This window comes from Caballeronia sp. M23-90 (assembly GCF_053574605.1).
On sequence record NZ_JBSIPA010000026.1, the window covers coordinates 1 to 15,690 of the forward strand.

Sequence of the window (15,690 nt, forward strand, 5' to 3'; positions counted from 1 at the left end):
TGCGAAAAACCCTGACGCTCGCGATGAGTGCGCTCTTGCCGGGTGCATTTGCATCGAATGTTTCGCCAACAGAACTGACGACCATCTCCGTCAGCCTGCCCGTGCAGGCACGACACGCTCGGCCGCACAACCGGCGAGGGTTCTACGGCCGACTGGATCATGCAGCTTTCCTGCACGATCAGGCTGACGGAGATGGTCGTCAGTTCTGTTGGCGAAACATTCGATGCAAATGCACCCGGCAAGAGCGCACTCATCGCGAGCGTCAGGGTTTTTCGCAACATATCAGGTTCGGAGGTGGCGCCGGGCACGAAAAGCGCCGGACCGAATAGTGCAAACGGATCCGACGCAAAGAGACACTGCATGCTTAGTAACGGCGTCTTCCGTGAAAACTTTAGCCGTCTGAATGCAGCGGTGCCAGGGTAACCGGCATTCTCAGGGAAAATCCATCCCGCGGTGTTTTCTTCAGCGCAACGTCTTCAGCCATCCGGCGATTGCGTCGGCGGTCCAGACGGGATCGTCGTGGGGAAGATCGTGGCCGGCCCACGCGTGTTGCCTATGTTCGGCCTGCCACTGCTTCGCAATGCGCTCGGAACACACCGCTTTGACAAGATGATCCATCTTCGATGACAACAGCAGCGTCGGACACGCCGGCGCCTGCTCGCCGGCACGAAACCGCGCAGCGGCCCAAAGCTGCCGCAATGCGTTTTTCGCGCTTACGGGCGCGACCCGGCGGATCGTGGTCCACACGGCGAGGTCATCGTCGAAGGTGTCCGTGCGGTTGCATGTCACGCCGTGGATGATGCCTTCGCATCGCAGCGGATCGTTCCACAGGGCGGCCGCGCGCAGCAATTGCGGCCATGCGGCAAGTTGCAGGCGTTCTTGCATGGCCGCGAACGGGCGCATGCTCGTGTTGATCAACACCAGGCGTTCGATATCCTCTGGATATCGTTGCGCCCAGTCGGTTGCGACCATGCCGCCAAGCGACATCGCGAGCAACCGGTAGGGCGGTTTCAGTCCTGCTGCGGCTGCGCGCGAGCGCACGAAAATGGTCATGTCGGATACGTTGAGGTGCGCAGCCAGTACGCTTTCGCGGCCATTTCCAGGCAGGTCGAGCAGCGTGACCTGATCGCCGGGCCGCGCTGCTTCAAGCCGCAGATGCTCCAGGAACTTGCCCCAGTGGCGCCCCTCGCGCGTCAGTCCACGCAGCAGGATCCAGGCGTTCATCGCGATGACTTGCGTTGCCAGTGTTCCATCGCGCGCTCGAGGATGGGGGCGCGCGCATCGCCTTCAGGCATCCATCTGTTCGATGCAAATGCCGCGCGTGTCAGGAAATCGAAAAAATTCGCGTGACGACGCAGCACCCGTTCCACGCGATGCGCCTTGATGGGATTGAACATGCCGAGACGCGAAAAGAGCTGGCGCGGATTCTTGCGGATCCAGCGCCATGAGCCGAGTTCGAGAGTCATTGGCAAGAAGACGTTGGACGGCGGCGTCTGGTCATACGCGCAATCCCACAAGTCGCCATGAAGCAGGTATTGATGGCTCTGCGGCTCGAACGCATAACCGTGATGCGGGTACGCCTGTTCGAACATGACCTTGAGCTGGTACATCTCCGGAAGATGCGGCATCTGCTTTTGCGTGCGCGCGTACGGAAACCAGATGCTGTCGTCCCAACCGTAGCCCGAGTGACAATCGAGCGCGAAGCTGAGCGGACGGTTCATCAGTTCGTGCTTGACGACTCCAAGCAGCGCTTCGCTTTCGACTTCGAGCGCGGTGTCACGCGCTCCGCGATACCACGGCAGCCACGAACCGATCCGCTGCCCGCCCGCCAGGAATGGCACACGGCCCTCCGCGTTTTGCGGTGCATTGCGCATCAGGTCGACGCCGTTAGGGTTCGACCGCGTGTTTGCCCACATGCCGCCAGGATTGACGATCGGCATGAAGACGAGCCGCACCGATTGCAGTTGCTGAAGCAGCAGTTCGTCCCATTCGAGGCGGCGCAGCAGTGCACGCATGTAGTCGAGAATGAGTTGCGTGCCGATACGCTCCAGCCCGTGCACGCCGCCAAAAAAGCCGATGGCGGGCGCTTGCGGATCTTCCGAGCCGATGCTTGCAGTCAGGATAGGGAAGGTGCGTGCGCCCGCACGCACCTCGCCGACCGTGCGAGTTTGCAGACGTTTCGCGCCTGAACTCAGGATGGCGTTTAGATCGTCGAGCTCCGTAAAGCTTTCGGACGCCACGCGTAAAGTACTCATGCCACGGCCCGGTTAATTGAATCAGGACTTGACTGGCCTGCCCGTCTTGACGGTCTCGACGGCAGCAACCGCAGCGGTAAGCTGTTCGATATTCGCAGCCTCGAGTATGAGCAGTCCGGCGCGCAACAACTCGCCTTTTTTTACATGCACGCCGTTCGCGAGGCATTTTTGTTTCAGCGCGGCGATCTTGTCGTAATCGGATTTCGGCATCGTGAAACTGTCGCGCACGACTTTTTCCTTCTTCGCGCGCTTGGGCTTTTCGTGGGTGTCGGGCTCAGCGGGTGCTGTTTTGACTTTCGACTTGACCGGCACTTTCACGGCTTTCGCCTGGACTTCAGTGGCGGCTTCCACGGCTTTGGCGCTTGCCTTGCGTTTGCTGACCGCAACAGGCGCTGCAGGAGTGGTTTCGATCGGCGTGGCGTTCAAAATTTCAGCGGCTTTCTTGCTTGGGCTCTTCGTGGTGGATGCGTGCATGAGGTCTCCGGAAAAATAATAGTACAAACAGTATATACGGTTTATTTCCCTGTTCAAAAACCGCTGCTCGCGATAACTGGGCGGCACGTGTGCCGGATTACTGCCATCATTGGGAACGTTTGTTGCCTGATGCCTTGCTGTCCAGGTCACCCCGTCCACCTTCTTTTCATTCAAATTTCCCATGACGAATCGCGCACTTATAGTTGGAGTCAGCGGCATCGCGGGCAGTAATCTCGCGGACCGGCTCATTGAATCGGGCTGGGAAGTCCACGGACTTTCACGCGGCCGCACGCCCGTTTCGGCGAACGTCAAGCCGGTTACTGCCGATCTGACGTCGGCGGAATCGGTCAAGGCGGCGCTCGAGGAAATCGATGTCACGCACGTATTTCTCACCACATGGGCGCGTCAGGCGACCGAGAGCGAGAACATTCGTGTGAACGGCGCCATGGTGAGCAATGTGCTCGATGCGCTGGAGCAGGGTCCATCGAAGCTCGAACACGTCGCGCTCGTCACCGGGCTCAAGCATTATCTCGGGCCGTTCGAGGCATACGCAACGGGCGCCGTGCCCGACACGCCATTTCGCGAGAGTCAGGGTCGTCAGGACGTCGATAACTTCTACTACGAGCAGGAAGATCGCGTATTCGCCGCAGCGAAGCGGCAGGGCTTCTCATGGAGCGTGCATCGTCCGCATACGATCATTGGCTTTGCCATCGGCAACGCGATGAACATGGGTACGACGCTCGCGGTGTATGCAACCCTCTGCAAGCATTCGGGGCTGCCGTTCGTGTTCCCCGGCTCGCCGATGCAATGGAACGGCCTCACCGATATGACAGATGCACGTATGCTGGCACGCCATCTCGAATGGGCCTCGACCACGGACGCGGCAAAGAACGAAGACTTCAACATCGTGAATGGCGATGTGTTCCGCTGGAAATGGATGTGGTCGCGGATCGCGGAGTACTTCGGCGTGGAACCCGTTCCCTTCGATGGCGAAGTGCGGCCGCTCGAAAGCCGGATGCAGGAGAGTGCGGCGCTATGGAAGGAGATCGCCGGCCGCTTCGACCTTGTGGAAAGCGATATCACCAAGCTTGCATCGTGGTGGCACACCGATGCAGACCTTGGCCGTCCGATGGAAGTCGTCACCGACATGGCCAAGAGCCGCAAGCTCGGGTTCCTTGATTTCCAGCCTACCGATGAATCGTTTTACGATCTGTTCGACCGGCTGAAGGTACAGAGGATCATTCCTTGACCGTGGCGGCATAGAAAACCGCGCCCGGTTCATGATCGAGCGCGGTTTTTCGTCGACCCGTGAACAAGCTCAAGCCGCTTCCAGTTGCGATACGGCGGAAGCCCTCAGCAACACCGGAATGGATTTCGACGTAGGCGTTCCGGCGCCATCGGCGACGCTCGACAACGGCACGAGCGGATTCGTTTCCGGATAATAAGCGCCAAGACACCCTCGCGGAATGTCGTACTCCACGAGCAGGAAACCATCGGCTCGACGCTTCACATTGTCGTCCCAGACGCTCGTGATGTCCACGCGCTGCCCCGCTTCGAAACCCAGCATCTCGATGTCCAGCGCGTTCGCAAACAGCACGCGGCGCTGGCCATACACGCCGCGATAGCGGTCATCGAGACCGTAGATGGTCGTGTTGTACTGATCGTGCGAGCGCGTTGTCATCAGTGTCATCAAACGCTCGCCATGCATGTGGCGTGCGCGGTGAATCGGCGAATCCAGGTCGATGGGATTCACGAGGAACTGCGCCTTGCCCGTCGGCGTATTCCACACGCGTTCACGCGATGCCACGCCGAGATGAAAACCGCCCGGATGCTTCAGGCGTTCGTTGTAGTTCTCGAAGCCATCGATCACCTTTTCAATGCCATCGCGAATCAGCGCGTAGTCGTTTGCGTTTGCAAGCCAGTCGACTTTCGCGCTGCCAAGCGTCGCGTGCGCCATGCGCGCAACGATCGCGATCTCGGACAGCAGGTTTGCCGATGCCGGCTTGTTCATCCCGTACGAGATGTGGACCATGCTCATCGAATCTTCGACACTCACACCTTGCGCCACGCCGTTCTGCATGTCGATCTCGGTGCGTCCGAGCGTCGGCAGGATCAGCGCGTCGCGGCCATGAATCAGGTGACTGCGGTTGAGCTTCGTCGTGATATGCACGGTCAGGTCGCAAGAACGCATGGCTTCCCAGACGCGTGGCGTATCAGGCGTGGCGATCGAAAAATTGCCGCCGAGTCCAATGAACACCTTCACGTCGCCGGCGAGCATCGCTTCAATCGAGCGCACCACGTCGTAACCATGTTCGCGCGGCGGCTCGAAGTCGTAAGCGGCGCCAAGGCGATCCAGGAACGCTTGCGTCGGCCTTTCTTCGATACCCACAGTCCGGTCACCCTGCACATTCGAATGTCCGCGCACCGGGCACAGGCCCGCGCCGAGCTTGCCGATGTTGCCGCGCATCATCATCAGGTTCGACAGGATCTGCACGGTCGGCACGGAATTCTTGTGCTGTGTGAGGCCCATGCCCCACGTTGAAATCACGGCGCGGCCGCGCACGTAGATGTCGGCGAGTTGCAGCACGTCTTCGATCGGCACGCCGGATTCCGCGACGATGGCGTCCCAGTCCTCAGCGCGAAGATCGTCGGCGAAGGCATCAAAACCTACCGTATGTTCTTCGATGAAATCCACGTCGAGCACGCGCTGCAAGCCTTGTTTCAGGGCTTCGTCGTCGAGTTCGATCACGCGTTTTGCCACGCCCTTGATCAAGGCGAAGTCGCCGCCGATCTTCGGGCGGATGAAAACCGAGCTGATCTTGGTGCTACCGCCGGTCAGCATCTCCACCGGATGCTGCGGGCTTGCAAAACGTTCGAGACCCCGTTCGCGCAGCGGGTTGATCGACACGATGGTCGCGCCGCGCTTCGCGCATTCGCGCAATTCGCCAAGCATGCGCGGGTGATTCGTCGCGGGATTCTGGCCGAACAGAAGCAACGTATCGGCGTGTTCGAAGTCCTCGAGCGTAACGGTTCCCTTGCCGACGCCAACGGTCACGGGCAAGCCGCGGCTCGTGGCTTCGTGGCACATGTTCGAGCAATCAGGGAAGTTGTTGGTGCCGTACATACGCACGAACAACTGGTAAAGAAACGCAGCTTCGTTGCTTGCGCGGCCGGATGTATAGAACGCGGCGCGGTCGGGGTTGTCGAGGCGATTCAGATGCTCGGCGATCAGCCCGAACGCGTCGTCCCACGAGATGGGGACGTAGCGGTCGCGGGCGGCGTCGTAGACGAGCGGATCGGTGAGGCGTCCGTGCTGTTCCAGCTCGTAGTCCGACTGCGTCATCAACGCTTCGACGGTGTGATCCTCGAAGAATGCAGGCGTGACGCGTTTGCTCGTGGATTCGGCGGCGACGGCCTTCACGCCGTTTTCACAGAACTCGAATGTGGATGCATGTTCGCGATCCGGCCAGGCGCAACCGGGGCAATCGAAACCGTCGGGCTGGTTCTGGCCGAACAGCAACCGGTAATTGCCGCCGGAGACCTTTTCTTTCAGCAGGTTGATGGCGACGTACTTCAACGCGCCCCAGCCGGCGGCGGGGTGCGTGTACGGCTCGATACGGGGTTCTGGCTTTTTCATGTCATTTAACCGCTTGTGCAGGAGGCTGTACGCCAATGACAAGAGGTTACTGTGTTCCACGGAGCGTGCGGTACACAAAAAATCGGATGCGCAAGGAGTACAGTTGCAGACTCAGGACTTTCAAGGCGGTTTGCATCGTGTTGCTTTACGAAAAGCTTGCGGCTGAGGTCGAAGAAGCCATGCGGCGCGGCGTGTTCGCGGTTGGCGAACGCGTGCCTTCCGTGCGTCAGGCGAGCACGCAGTACGACGTCAGCATCAAGACGGTCCTGCGCGCGTACGCTTTGCTGGAAAGCCGCGGTCTGCTGGAGACGCGACCACAGTCCGGCTACTTCGTGCGCGAGATGCCGGCGGCGAAGGCTGAACCGCCTACAGCATCGCAGCCGCCGGCGGTTGCATCGACGGTCGATGTCAGCCGCCTCGTACTCTCCACACTGCGCTCCATCCGCTCGGAGGACGCCACGCCGCTCGGCTCGCCGTATCCGGACCCGTCGCTGTTCCCGTGGCGCAAGATCAACCAGTTGGCGAACGCCATCGCCCGGCGGCATTCGAGCTGGAATCTGATCGATGACCTGCCGCCCGGCAATCCCGAATTGATCCGCCAGATCGCGCGGCGTTACGCGGAGAACGGCGTACCCGTGGACCCGGACGAGATCGTCATCACGGTCGGCGCAACCGAGGCCATCAACCTGAGCCTGCAGGCCGTCGCCAAACCCGGCGACACGGTCGCGGTCGAGTCGCCGACTTACTACGCAATGCTGCACGCGATCGAGCGCATGGGAATGCGCGCCATCGAAGTGCCGACGCATCCGTCCGAAGGAATCGATATCGATGCGTTGGCGAACATCATCGGCGAGCATGAAATTTCGGCGTGCATGGTCATGCCGAACTTCCAGAACCCGCTGGGTTTCGTGATGTCCGATACAAACAAAAAGCGCCTAGTCGCGTTGCTCGCGACGCACGAGATTCCGGTGATAGAAAACGACGTGTACCAGGAGCTCTACTACGGCGATGCGCGTCCGTCCGCGCTCAAGAACTTCGATAAGAAAGGCCTCGTGCTGCATTGCGCGTCGTTTTCAAAGAGCCTGACGGCGTCCTACCGGATCGGTTGGGCGATGCCCGGGCGCTACAGGCGGCAAGTCGAGAAGCTCAAGTTTCTCAACACGCTGACGACGCCTTCGGTGCCACAAGTCGCCGTGGCGGATTATCTGAGGCAGGGCGGCTACGACCATCATTTGCGCCACGTTCGCCGTGTTTACCGGCAACAGGCCCGGCTCATGATCGCCACCGTGCTGCGCTTTTTTCCGGCGGGCACCCAGACTTCCGAGCCGATGGGCGGCTACGTACTGTGGGTCGAACTTCCGTCCAGCGTCGATTCAATGAAGCTTTATAAAGCGGCGCTCGATCGCGGCATCACAATCGGTCCCGGGACGATGTTTTCATCGCGCGATGCGTTTCGCCATTTTATCCGGCTCAACTACAGTTATCCTTGGAACATACAAACAGAAGCCGCGTTGAAAACGCTAGGCGAACTGGCCGACAGCATGGCCGGCAGGAGACAGCATGAACGATGAAATCGATCCGGCGCTGATCGCGATCCTCACGCAGTTGTGGCGCGCCGCGGAAGAATCGCCCGCGCGGGCGTGGTCGCTCGCGAAGTTATCGAAGCAGTCCGGCTTGCCGATGAGCAGCTTGCGCCGCCAAATCACGGCGCTATCGGATACGGGTTTGCTCGACACCACACCGAGCGACGCAGGCGTGCCTGCAGTGGCCCTGACCGATGCCGGCAAGGATCTCTGTGCGCAGTTGTTTGCACGAGGGACCGAACCGGGGCTCGGCGAACCTTGATGCACTGCCTGATCCAATGAAAGCGCCTCCTGCCCATGCATGCAAAGTCCTTGGCTCTCCATGGACCAGCGTGTATTGCACCGATATAGAGAGCGCCTGTCACTTCGGCAAGCACTGGCACGCGACCTATGGTCTCGGTTATCTGGAGAGCGGCGCGCAAAGCTCGGCGAGCGGGCGCGGTCAGGTCGACGCATTTGCCGGCGACCTGATCACGACCAACCCCGGGGAGGTCCACGATGGCCGGCCACTCGGCGGCGCCTCGCGTCGCTGGCGCATGGTGTATCTCGAGCCTGAGACGGTTGCATCAATGTCACTTGACCAGCATCCGGTCGCGCTGACGCGTCCGGTGATTCACGACCCACGGCTTGGCATCGCGCTTAAGACGCTGTTGGACCGGATCGAAAACTTCGACGCCACACACGGTTCGAGCGGCGCGGACGCACTGGCGTGCGAAGAGTCGCTCGCCGAGACCTGCATGCTGTTGCTGAATGGTCATTCCACGGCGCGCATCGAGCGTGAGACTGCTCACGATGTCAGCCGTGTGCGTGATCGTCTTGCCGATGAAGCGCTCGACCCGCCCACGCTCGGCGAGCTGGCGCTAATGGTCGGCCTGAGCAGGTTTCAGGTGCTGCGGCGATTTGAAAAGATGTACGGCGTGCCGCCTCACGCCTGGTTGTTGCTGCAACGTGCGGAACGCGCACGGGCTCTCATACGGGACGGCGCGAGTCTCGTCCAGGCTGCGGCCGACTGCGGTTTTGCGGACCAGAGTCACATGACCCGCATCTTTGCGCGCCACTTCGGATTCACGCCGGGCGCGTGGCAGAGAACCCTCCTTCAATCGCGCCGCAATTTCATTCAAGACGGGCGCTGACGCAGACCCGAAACTAGGCGGACCGAAAAGGAGGTCTGGTTTCATGACTGCATACGTACACGGTTATCTATCGCAAGAGAACAGCCGGCTGCACGATCAGGCGAGGACGCTGGTCGACTTGCTGCATGCCGATACCATTTATCCGGCCGGCGCGACCGTGCTGGAAGCAGGGTGCGGGGTTGGTGCACAGACAGTCACGCTGGGGCGCCAAAGTCCGGATGCACGCTTTGTATCGGTGGACATCAATGCGGAATCCGTCGAGGAGGCGAGACGCAAGACAGAAGCCGCGCAACTCACGAACGTGCGGTTTCATCATGCCGATATTTTTGCGTTGCCGTTCGAGGCGGATTCCTTCGATCATGTGTTCGTCTGCTTCGTGCTGGAACATGTCGCGAAGCCGGTCGAGGCGTTGACGCGGCTCAAACATCTGCTGAAACCCGGCGGCACGATCACGGTCGTGGAAGGCGATCATGGCTCGGCGTTTTTTCATCCGGATAGCGCTGAAGCGCGTGCAGCAATTGCGTGTCAGGTCGCATTGCAGCGGCAAGCGGGCGGCAATGCGTTGATCGGCAGGCAGCTTTATCCCCTTCTGTTTGACGCCGGTTTTGGCAACCTCCGCGTATCGCCACGATTGGTGTACGCGGACGCGAGCCGCCCCGAACTGGTCGATGGATTCACGCGAAAGACCTTCACCGCGATGATCGAAGGCGTGCGCGAACCCGCCATATCCGCTGGACTGATCGACCCGCGAGTGTTCGACCGCGGCATCCAGGATCTTTATCGTACGGCGCAAGACGACGGCGTGTTCTGCTACACGTTCTTCAAGGCTGTCGGCGTCAAATAGAACGACCGCCCGGCCGCGTTAATCAATTCACGCATCTTTCGATAGCAGAAAAATGCATTACCGTCATGACGCAGCCATCACCTACGGCGAACAGCTCATTCCGGCGATACGCAAGCGCATCGCCGAACTGGACCGCAAAAGGTTCGCAGCTTGCCGTGTTCTTATAAACTGTTTCCGGGCAATCAATCAAACCGTGCTTGGCAGGAAGAAACGATGGACGTACAGATTCGGGACATGGTACTTGACGACTACGACGCGGTGCTCGCGCTGTGGCGCGAGACACCGGGCGTGGACATTCGGCCGGTGACTGACAGCCGGGAAGGGATTGGACGCTTGCTGGCGAGGAATCCGGGGTTGAGCGTTGTCGCGTTCAATGCCAACACGATGATCGGTTGCGCGCTCGCCAGTCACGACGGCCGCCGGGGTTTCTTGCAGCACGTCGTGGTCGCGCCTGTTGCGCGAGGCCAGGGCGTGGCGCGCAAGATGATCGATATCTGCGTGGAGCGCTTAAGAGAACATCACCTGGGGTGGGTGCATCTGGACGTCGTCGTCGATAACGAATCAGCCAGCGCGTTCTGGCTCAAGGCCGGCTGGCATCCGGTCGAGACGTTGACGCGGTTTTCGCGGAAGCTTTAGGCCGAATTCAGGCCGAACGCAAAGCGCAACGGCCTGAAGAAAAACAATCAGCAAGCAGTAGGCTTGAGCCGTTCCACTTCCAGCCCAAACACAGGGCGCAGCCGCGTCCCGACCACGTTGCCGAAGAACGCTGCAACGAGCCACAGCCAGCCGTGCAGGCTGCCCGAAACAATGCCGCTGAAATATGCGCCGATATTGCAGCCATAAGCGAGCCGCGCGCCATAACCGAGCAACAGCCCGCCGATGATCGCCGCGACCAGCGAGCGCAACGGCAAGCGCCATACCGGCGCGTAGCGGCCTGCAAGCCCCGCCGCCATCATTGCGCCGAGAACAATGCCGATATCCATCACGGACGTCACATCACGCGAAACGGGCGCGGCGAGCGCAGCGGCGTTCGCCTTGCTTGCCCAGTACGGCCAGCTCGCGACATCGAATCCGATCGCCGACGCCGCCTTCGCGCCCCACAACGCGAACGCCGACGTAATGCCCCACGGCCTCCCCGAAAGCGCGAGCGTGGCGAAGTTGAGCAACGCGAGCGCAATTGCGCCGGCAACGAGCGGCCATGGCCCATGCAGCCACGGCGATGCATGCGGCGGTTGCGTATGCGCGGCGACAAGACGGCCATGCCGCCGTTTTTCGACCACGACCGTGATCCCCGCAATGGCAGCGAACACAACCCAGTTGAGCACGAGCGCCGGCCCCGCGCCGAGCGACTTCACGAGCGAAACGGGTTGCAGCGACGGCAACGCGGTCCAGAACGGCATATGCGCGGTGGCGACGACCGAGCCGACGATAAACGCCACGAGCGTCACGATCATGCGCGTGCTGCCGCCCCCGACGGTGTACAGCGTGCCCGATGCACAGCCGCCGCCGAGCTGCATGCCAATACCGAAGATGAACGCACCGAAGACCACCGACGTGCCGGCCGGCGAAACCAGTCCCGTGACCGGCATGCCGAACAGCGACCCGGCCGCGAGTGCTGGGAAGAACAACGTAACGCCGACTGCGAGCATGACCATTTGCGCGCGCAGGCCGGCGCCGCGGCCATCGGCAATAAAGACGCGCCACGCCGACGTAAAACCGAACGCCGCGTGATAAAGCGTGACGCCGAGCAGCGCGCCGACGATATACAACGCGGCCTGACGGCCGTTGACGGCTTGCGCGAGATACAGCGCGCCGGCAAGAATGAGAAGCGCGGCAATGCCGAGCGGCTTGGGATCGACGCTGAAATGGCGCGATACCGGTGAGGCTAGATCGGACATTCGATGCTCCGCGAGGTTTGCGAAAACGGGCATTTTCTCGCGTTTGGGAAAAGTGCGGGGTTAAAACCCTCGTGAAGCACACACCTTTACGGCCGCGTGTTGAGCGTTGGCCCCGACCTTCACGCATCCGGCAAACCCGGAATACTCACGCCGCCGGCCTGCAGCAGCAAAACCATGTTGAGCGCCAGCACAGCAACGGCCGCAACAATCGATGCCGCTCTGACGAGCGTTCTATTCTGATAATGGCCCATGACCTTCTTGCTGCACGTGAACCATACGAGCGCGGCCATTGGAAACGGTAACGCGAGACTCAGCACGACCTGACTCATGACCAGCGCCTGCGTGGTGTTCACGCCCATCCAGACGACGACAAAGCTCGGAATCATCGTCAGCGCGCGGCGTAGCCACAGCGGAATGCGGAACCCGACGAACCCCTGCATGATCATCTGCCCCGCCATGGTCCCGACGACAGAACTCGATATGCCCGACGCGATCAGCGACAAAAGGAAAATGCCGGCCGCGGCAATCCCCAATAACGGCGCTAGCGTGTGGTACGCCGTTTCGATCTCGGCCACTTCCGGATGACCCGAATGAAACGCGCCGGACGCCATGATGACCATCGCAATGTTGATCATGCCGGCAATGGTCAAAGCAATGACCACTTCCACGTTCGAAAACAGAATGATCTTCTTGCGCTCGACTTCCGTGCGCGCAGGCAGGCGCCGTTGCGTCAGACCCGAATGCAGGAAAAGCGCATGAGGCATGACCGTCGCGCCGATGATGCCAACCGCGATGGTGACCGCCTGCGCGTCCGGCAGCGATGGCGAAAAGAGGTGCAAGCCGACTTTCGCCCAGGCGACAGGCGTAATGAACAGCTCCGCCAGATAAGACAATCCGATGATTCCCACCAGCGCACCGATCACCAGTTCAAGCGGCCGGTAACCCGCTTTCTCGAACATCAGCAGGCCGTAAGTGATGACAGCCGTCACCACCATGCCGATCAGGATCGGCATGTGAAACAGCAAGCTAAGGCCAATAGCGCCGCCGAGGAATTCCGCGAGATCGGTCGCCATGGCGGCAACTTCGCTAACGGCCCACATGAGATAAACCAGCGGCTTAGGAAAATTATCCCGGCACAATTCGGCTAGGTTCTTCCCGGTGACGATGCCGAGCTTTGCAGAAAGCGCCTGGAATAACATCGCGATCAGATTCGCAAGCAACACAACCCACAACAATCCATAGCCGTAGCGCGCGCCTGCTTGAATATTGGTCGCGAAATTACCCGGGTCCATATAAGCGACGGAGACAACCACCGCCGGTCCCGCGAACGGAAGCAGGACAGCCAGGCCCGTGCGCCGGCCGTCGAGCACTTCCTGCATCGCACGCGTGGTGCTTTCGCTCATCGATCGACTAGTTTCGTTGCGCGCCCGGTCATCCATTAATCAACTCGATACGTTAGAGATAAAGGGTTTGCGTAATTGCGACCGGTATCCGGCTGTCTTCTTGCTATCAGGCGGCCGCACCAGCATGTCACGCGCGATGCTTCAATGGCTTAAGATTGCGCCGCTAAGCTAGGTTATTGGCCCTTAGCAAATGATCTGCCGTCTTTTGAGCTATCAAAACACATTTTTGGTCCTCCCGAACCTCCTCGAATTAAATCCTTTCAATATGCGTCGAACTGCAATCAGAAACCTTTCAATGATGACGCTGGCATCCGTACTGGCCTCCAGCGCTGCATTCGCCGCGATCGCCCCGGATTCAAAAGTCATCGTGCTGGATTCCGGCGAGGCGAAACTTACGCTTATCGATGAAGCCGCACGCAAGGTCGTCGGCACGCAACCGACAGGCAAGGAACCGCATCACCTGATGATCACGCCCGATGGCAGTTCGCTCATCGTCGCAGATTCCGTGTCGAATGATCTGATCTTTCTGGACCCGCATGACGGCAAGGTGCAACGGCGCCTCGAGGGGATCGAGGACCCGTACCAGCTCGGTTTTTCTCTTGACCATAAATGGTTCGTTACGGCGGGCTTGCGCCTGGACCGGATCGATATCTACAAATACGACGGCCACGACCTGACGCTCGCCAAGCGTGTGCCGCTCGCGAAGACGCCTAGCCACATGACGTTTTCATCGGATGCGCGAACGGTTTTTGTCACCTTGCAGGATTCCGGTGAACTCGCCGCCATCGACCTCCCGACGCAAACGGTGAAGTGGAAAATGCCCGTGGGCAACACGCCGGCAGGATTGTGGATGACGCCCGGCGACAAGGAATTGCTCGTGGGCATGACTGGCGAAGACGATGTCGCCGTGGTCGACTGGCACAAGCAGCAAGTCATCAAACGCATTCAGACGGGCAAGGGCGCGCACAACTTCCGCAATCTGGATGACGGCAAGCACATTGCCGTGAGCAATCGCGTGGCGAGCACGATCAGCATCATCGATTACACGACGCTGCAAAAAACCGCCGATATCACCGGTCTCCTGCCCGGACCGGACGACATGGAACTGGCGGCGGATCGCAAGACCTTGTGGGTCGGGTTCCGCTTCGCGCGTCATGTTGGCGTGATTGACCTGAACACCAACAAGCTGGTCGATACCATCGCTGTCGGCCGCTCGCCGCACGGAATCTTTTTTGCCAATCGCGCACCCGTGTATGCACCGAATCCGGATTGAGCCACACCGCAATGATTGAAGAGGCAGGAGAGCGTTTGCATGGTTACTGAAATTCTCGCTCAACTCGACAACGCGGTGGGCAGTTTGCAGACGCTGCTTTACGTCGATGTTGTCCAGCCGATTTTCTTCAAGGTCGGCTTGATGGGCTACGACGAAGACACTTACGACGCGCTTTATTGGGTCATCATCGGCGCGCTGGAAGTGCTGGCGACGTTCGCCATTCTGCGGCCGCTCGAAGCGCTTCGTCCCATTGAGACATGGCAGGACAGGAAGGCGGTTCGTTCAGATGTTTTTTATACGTGGATAGCGAAGCTCGGCATCATCAACCTGGCGTTCTTTTTCCTGCTGACGCCCGTGTTCAATCATTGGCAAAGCCTGATGGTGATCCACGGCGTTCCGAATCTCGAGGTCGACAGTCTGTGGCCCGGCGTGACCGATCAACCGGTTGTGTCGTTCGTGATCTATCTGATCGTGCTGGATTTCGCGGGCTACTGGTATCACCGTTGGCAACACCGCTTTGGCGTGTGGTGGGAATTGCATGCGGTTCATCACAGCCAGCAGCAAATGTCGCTCTGGGCCGACGACCGCAATCATTTCCTCGATGACATCATTCAGGCCGCGTTCTTCGCGAGCATCTCGCTCTTCATTGGCGTGGAGCCGTCGCAGTTCGTCGTGCTGGTCGCGCTCAGCAATGTGCTGCAAAGCATCCAGCACGTGAACGCCCGCTTGCCATTCGTGCCCATGCTCGACCGCGTGCTCGTAAGTCCGACGTTTCACCGGCGTCATCATGCGATTGGCTATGGTCACGAAGGTACGCGTTATGGCTGCAACTTCGGCGTGCTGTTTCCGTGGTGGGACATGCTGTTCAAGACGGCTTCATGGAATCGCGCGGTCGAACCGACAGGCATTCGCGATCAGTTGCCGGCGCCGGACGGCCGCGGGCGCGATTACGGAATGGGCATGTGGGCGCAGCAATGGCATGCGTTCGCGCGGATTGCGCAGCGAATGCGTTCCGAATAGTTTTAATGCGGCTTGAACGCCGCGCCGCATCACACAACGCCATACGCTTCGCGCATGGCGTTTTTTTATTGGCGCCGTCAAAACGTCAGCCCAATCATCTTTACACGATTTTTACACCCGCAGCAGTTCTCTTTGCCAGCCGTTTACACACGATCAACTAACCTTCAGCA

At 60.0% G+C, this 15,690-nt stretch carries 15 protein-coding genes; 8 read left to right on the plus strand and 7 right to left on the minus strand.

Annotated elements, in window-relative coordinates; translation table 11 throughout:
- From ACRXB1_RS04870 to ACRXB1_RS04885, 4 genes are all read right to left on the minus strand, one after another.
- Positions 1–281 (minus strand): hypothetical protein (locus ACRXB1_RS04870; protein WP_449491303.1); only part of this gene is annotated, 281 nt, incomplete at its 3' end.
- 181 nt (positions 282–462) lie between these two features.
- A complete protein-coding gene (locus tag ACRXB1_RS04875) occupies positions 463–1,224 on the minus strand; it encodes an alpha/beta fold hydrolase (protein WP_449491304.1) in 762 nt (253 codons plus the stop codon).
- On the minus strand, positions 1,221–2,255 hold the full coding sequence (locus tag ACRXB1_RS04880) for a M14 family zinc carboxypeptidase (RefSeq protein ID WP_449491305.1): 1,035 nt from the start codon (positions 2,253–2,255) through the stop codon (positions 1,221–1,223). The genes ACRXB1_RS04875 and ACRXB1_RS04880 overlap by 4 nt, the downstream gene beginning before the upstream one ends.
- A gap of 21 nt (positions 2,256–2,276) precedes the next feature.
- On the minus strand, positions 2,277–2,912 hold the full coding sequence (locus ACRXB1_RS04885; protein WP_305954650.1) for a hypothetical protein: 636 nt from the start codon (positions 2,910–2,912) through the stop codon (positions 2,277–2,279).
- Here ACRXB1_RS04885 and ACRXB1_RS04890 point away from each other — a divergent pair.
- Positions 2,911–3,978, plus strand: a complete 1,068-nt coding sequence (locus tag ACRXB1_RS04890; RefSeq protein WP_449491306.1) for an SDR family oxidoreductase — start codon at positions 2,911–2,913, stop codon at positions 3,976–3,978. The genes ACRXB1_RS04885 and ACRXB1_RS04890 overlap by 2 nt on opposite strands.
- 69 nt (positions 3,979–4,047) lie before the next feature.
- Here ACRXB1_RS04890 and ACRXB1_RS04895 read toward each other — a convergent pair whose 3' ends face one another.
- Entirely contained in the window at positions 4,048–6,366 is a 2,319-nt protein-coding gene (locus ACRXB1_RS04895) for an FdhF/YdeP family oxidoreductase (RefSeq protein ID WP_449491307.1), read from the minus strand.
- 137 nt (positions 6,367–6,503) lie between these two features.
- Here ACRXB1_RS04895 and ACRXB1_RS04900 point away from each other — a divergent pair, with 137 nt between their 5' ends.
- From ACRXB1_RS04900 to ACRXB1_RS04920, 5 genes are all read left to right on the plus strand, one after another.
- Complete coding sequence (locus tag ACRXB1_RS04900; protein WP_449491308.1) at positions 6,504–7,937, plus strand: aminotransferase-like domain-containing protein; 1,434 nt, start codon at positions 6,504–6,506, stop codon at positions 7,935–7,937.
- Positions 7,927–8,211 carry a helix-turn-helix domain-containing protein gene (locus ACRXB1_RS04905; RefSeq protein ID WP_062001029.1) on the plus strand — a complete coding sequence of 95 codons (285 nt, stop codon included), beginning with the start codon at positions 7,927–7,929 and terminating at the stop codon, positions 8,209–8,211. Before ACRXB1_RS04900 ends, ACRXB1_RS04905 begins: the two co-directional genes overlap by 11 nt.
- Before the next feature lie 16 nt (positions 8,212–8,227).
- Positions 8,228–9,082 carry an AraC family transcriptional regulator gene (locus ACRXB1_RS04910; RefSeq protein ID WP_449491309.1) on the plus strand — a complete coding sequence of 285 codons (855 nt, stop codon included), beginning with the start codon at positions 8,228–8,230 and terminating at the stop codon, positions 9,080–9,082.
- Positions 9,083–9,125: 43 nt separating this feature from the next.
- Positions 9,126–9,926 carry a class I SAM-dependent methyltransferase gene (locus ACRXB1_RS04915; RefSeq protein WP_449491310.1) on the plus strand — a complete coding sequence of 267 codons (801 nt, stop codon included), beginning with the start codon at positions 9,126–9,128 and terminating at the stop codon, positions 9,924–9,926.
- Between the two features lie 213 nt (positions 9,927–10,139).
- Positions 10,140–10,562, plus strand: coding sequence for a GNAT family N-acetyltransferase (locus ACRXB1_RS04920; RefSeq protein ID WP_075360244.1), 423 nt, complete (start codon positions 10,140–10,142; stop codon positions 10,560–10,562).
- 47 nt (positions 10,563–10,609) lie between these two features.
- Here the strand turns inward: ACRXB1_RS04920 and ACRXB1_RS04925 are convergent, their stop codons facing one another.
- Together ACRXB1_RS04925 and ACRXB1_RS04930 are read right to left on the minus strand one after the other, a co-directional pair.
- Positions 10,610–11,824, minus strand: coding sequence for a YeeE/YedE family protein (locus ACRXB1_RS04925; protein WP_449491311.1), 1,215 nt, complete (start codon positions 11,822–11,824; stop codon positions 10,610–10,612).
- Between the two features lie 119 nt (positions 11,825–11,943).
- Entirely contained in the window at positions 11,944–13,263 is a 1,320-nt protein-coding gene (locus tag ACRXB1_RS04930; RefSeq protein ID WP_062001025.1) for an Nramp family divalent metal transporter, read from the minus strand.
- A 262-nt stretch (positions 13,264–13,525) separates the two neighbouring features.
- Between ACRXB1_RS04930 and ACRXB1_RS04935 the strand changes: the two genes are divergently transcribed.
- Together ACRXB1_RS04935 and ACRXB1_RS04940 are read left to right on the plus strand one after the other, a co-directional pair.
- On the plus strand, positions 13,526–14,500 hold the full coding sequence (locus ACRXB1_RS04935) for a YncE family protein (protein WP_449491319.1): 975 nt from the start codon (positions 13,526–13,528) through the stop codon (positions 14,498–14,500).
- Between the two features lie 39 nt (positions 14,501–14,539).
- Positions 14,540–15,520, plus strand: a complete 981-nt coding sequence (locus tag ACRXB1_RS04940; RefSeq protein ID WP_174364181.1) for a sterol desaturase family protein — start codon at positions 14,540–14,542, stop codon at positions 15,518–15,520.
- Positions 15,521–15,690: the final 170 nt, after the last annotated feature.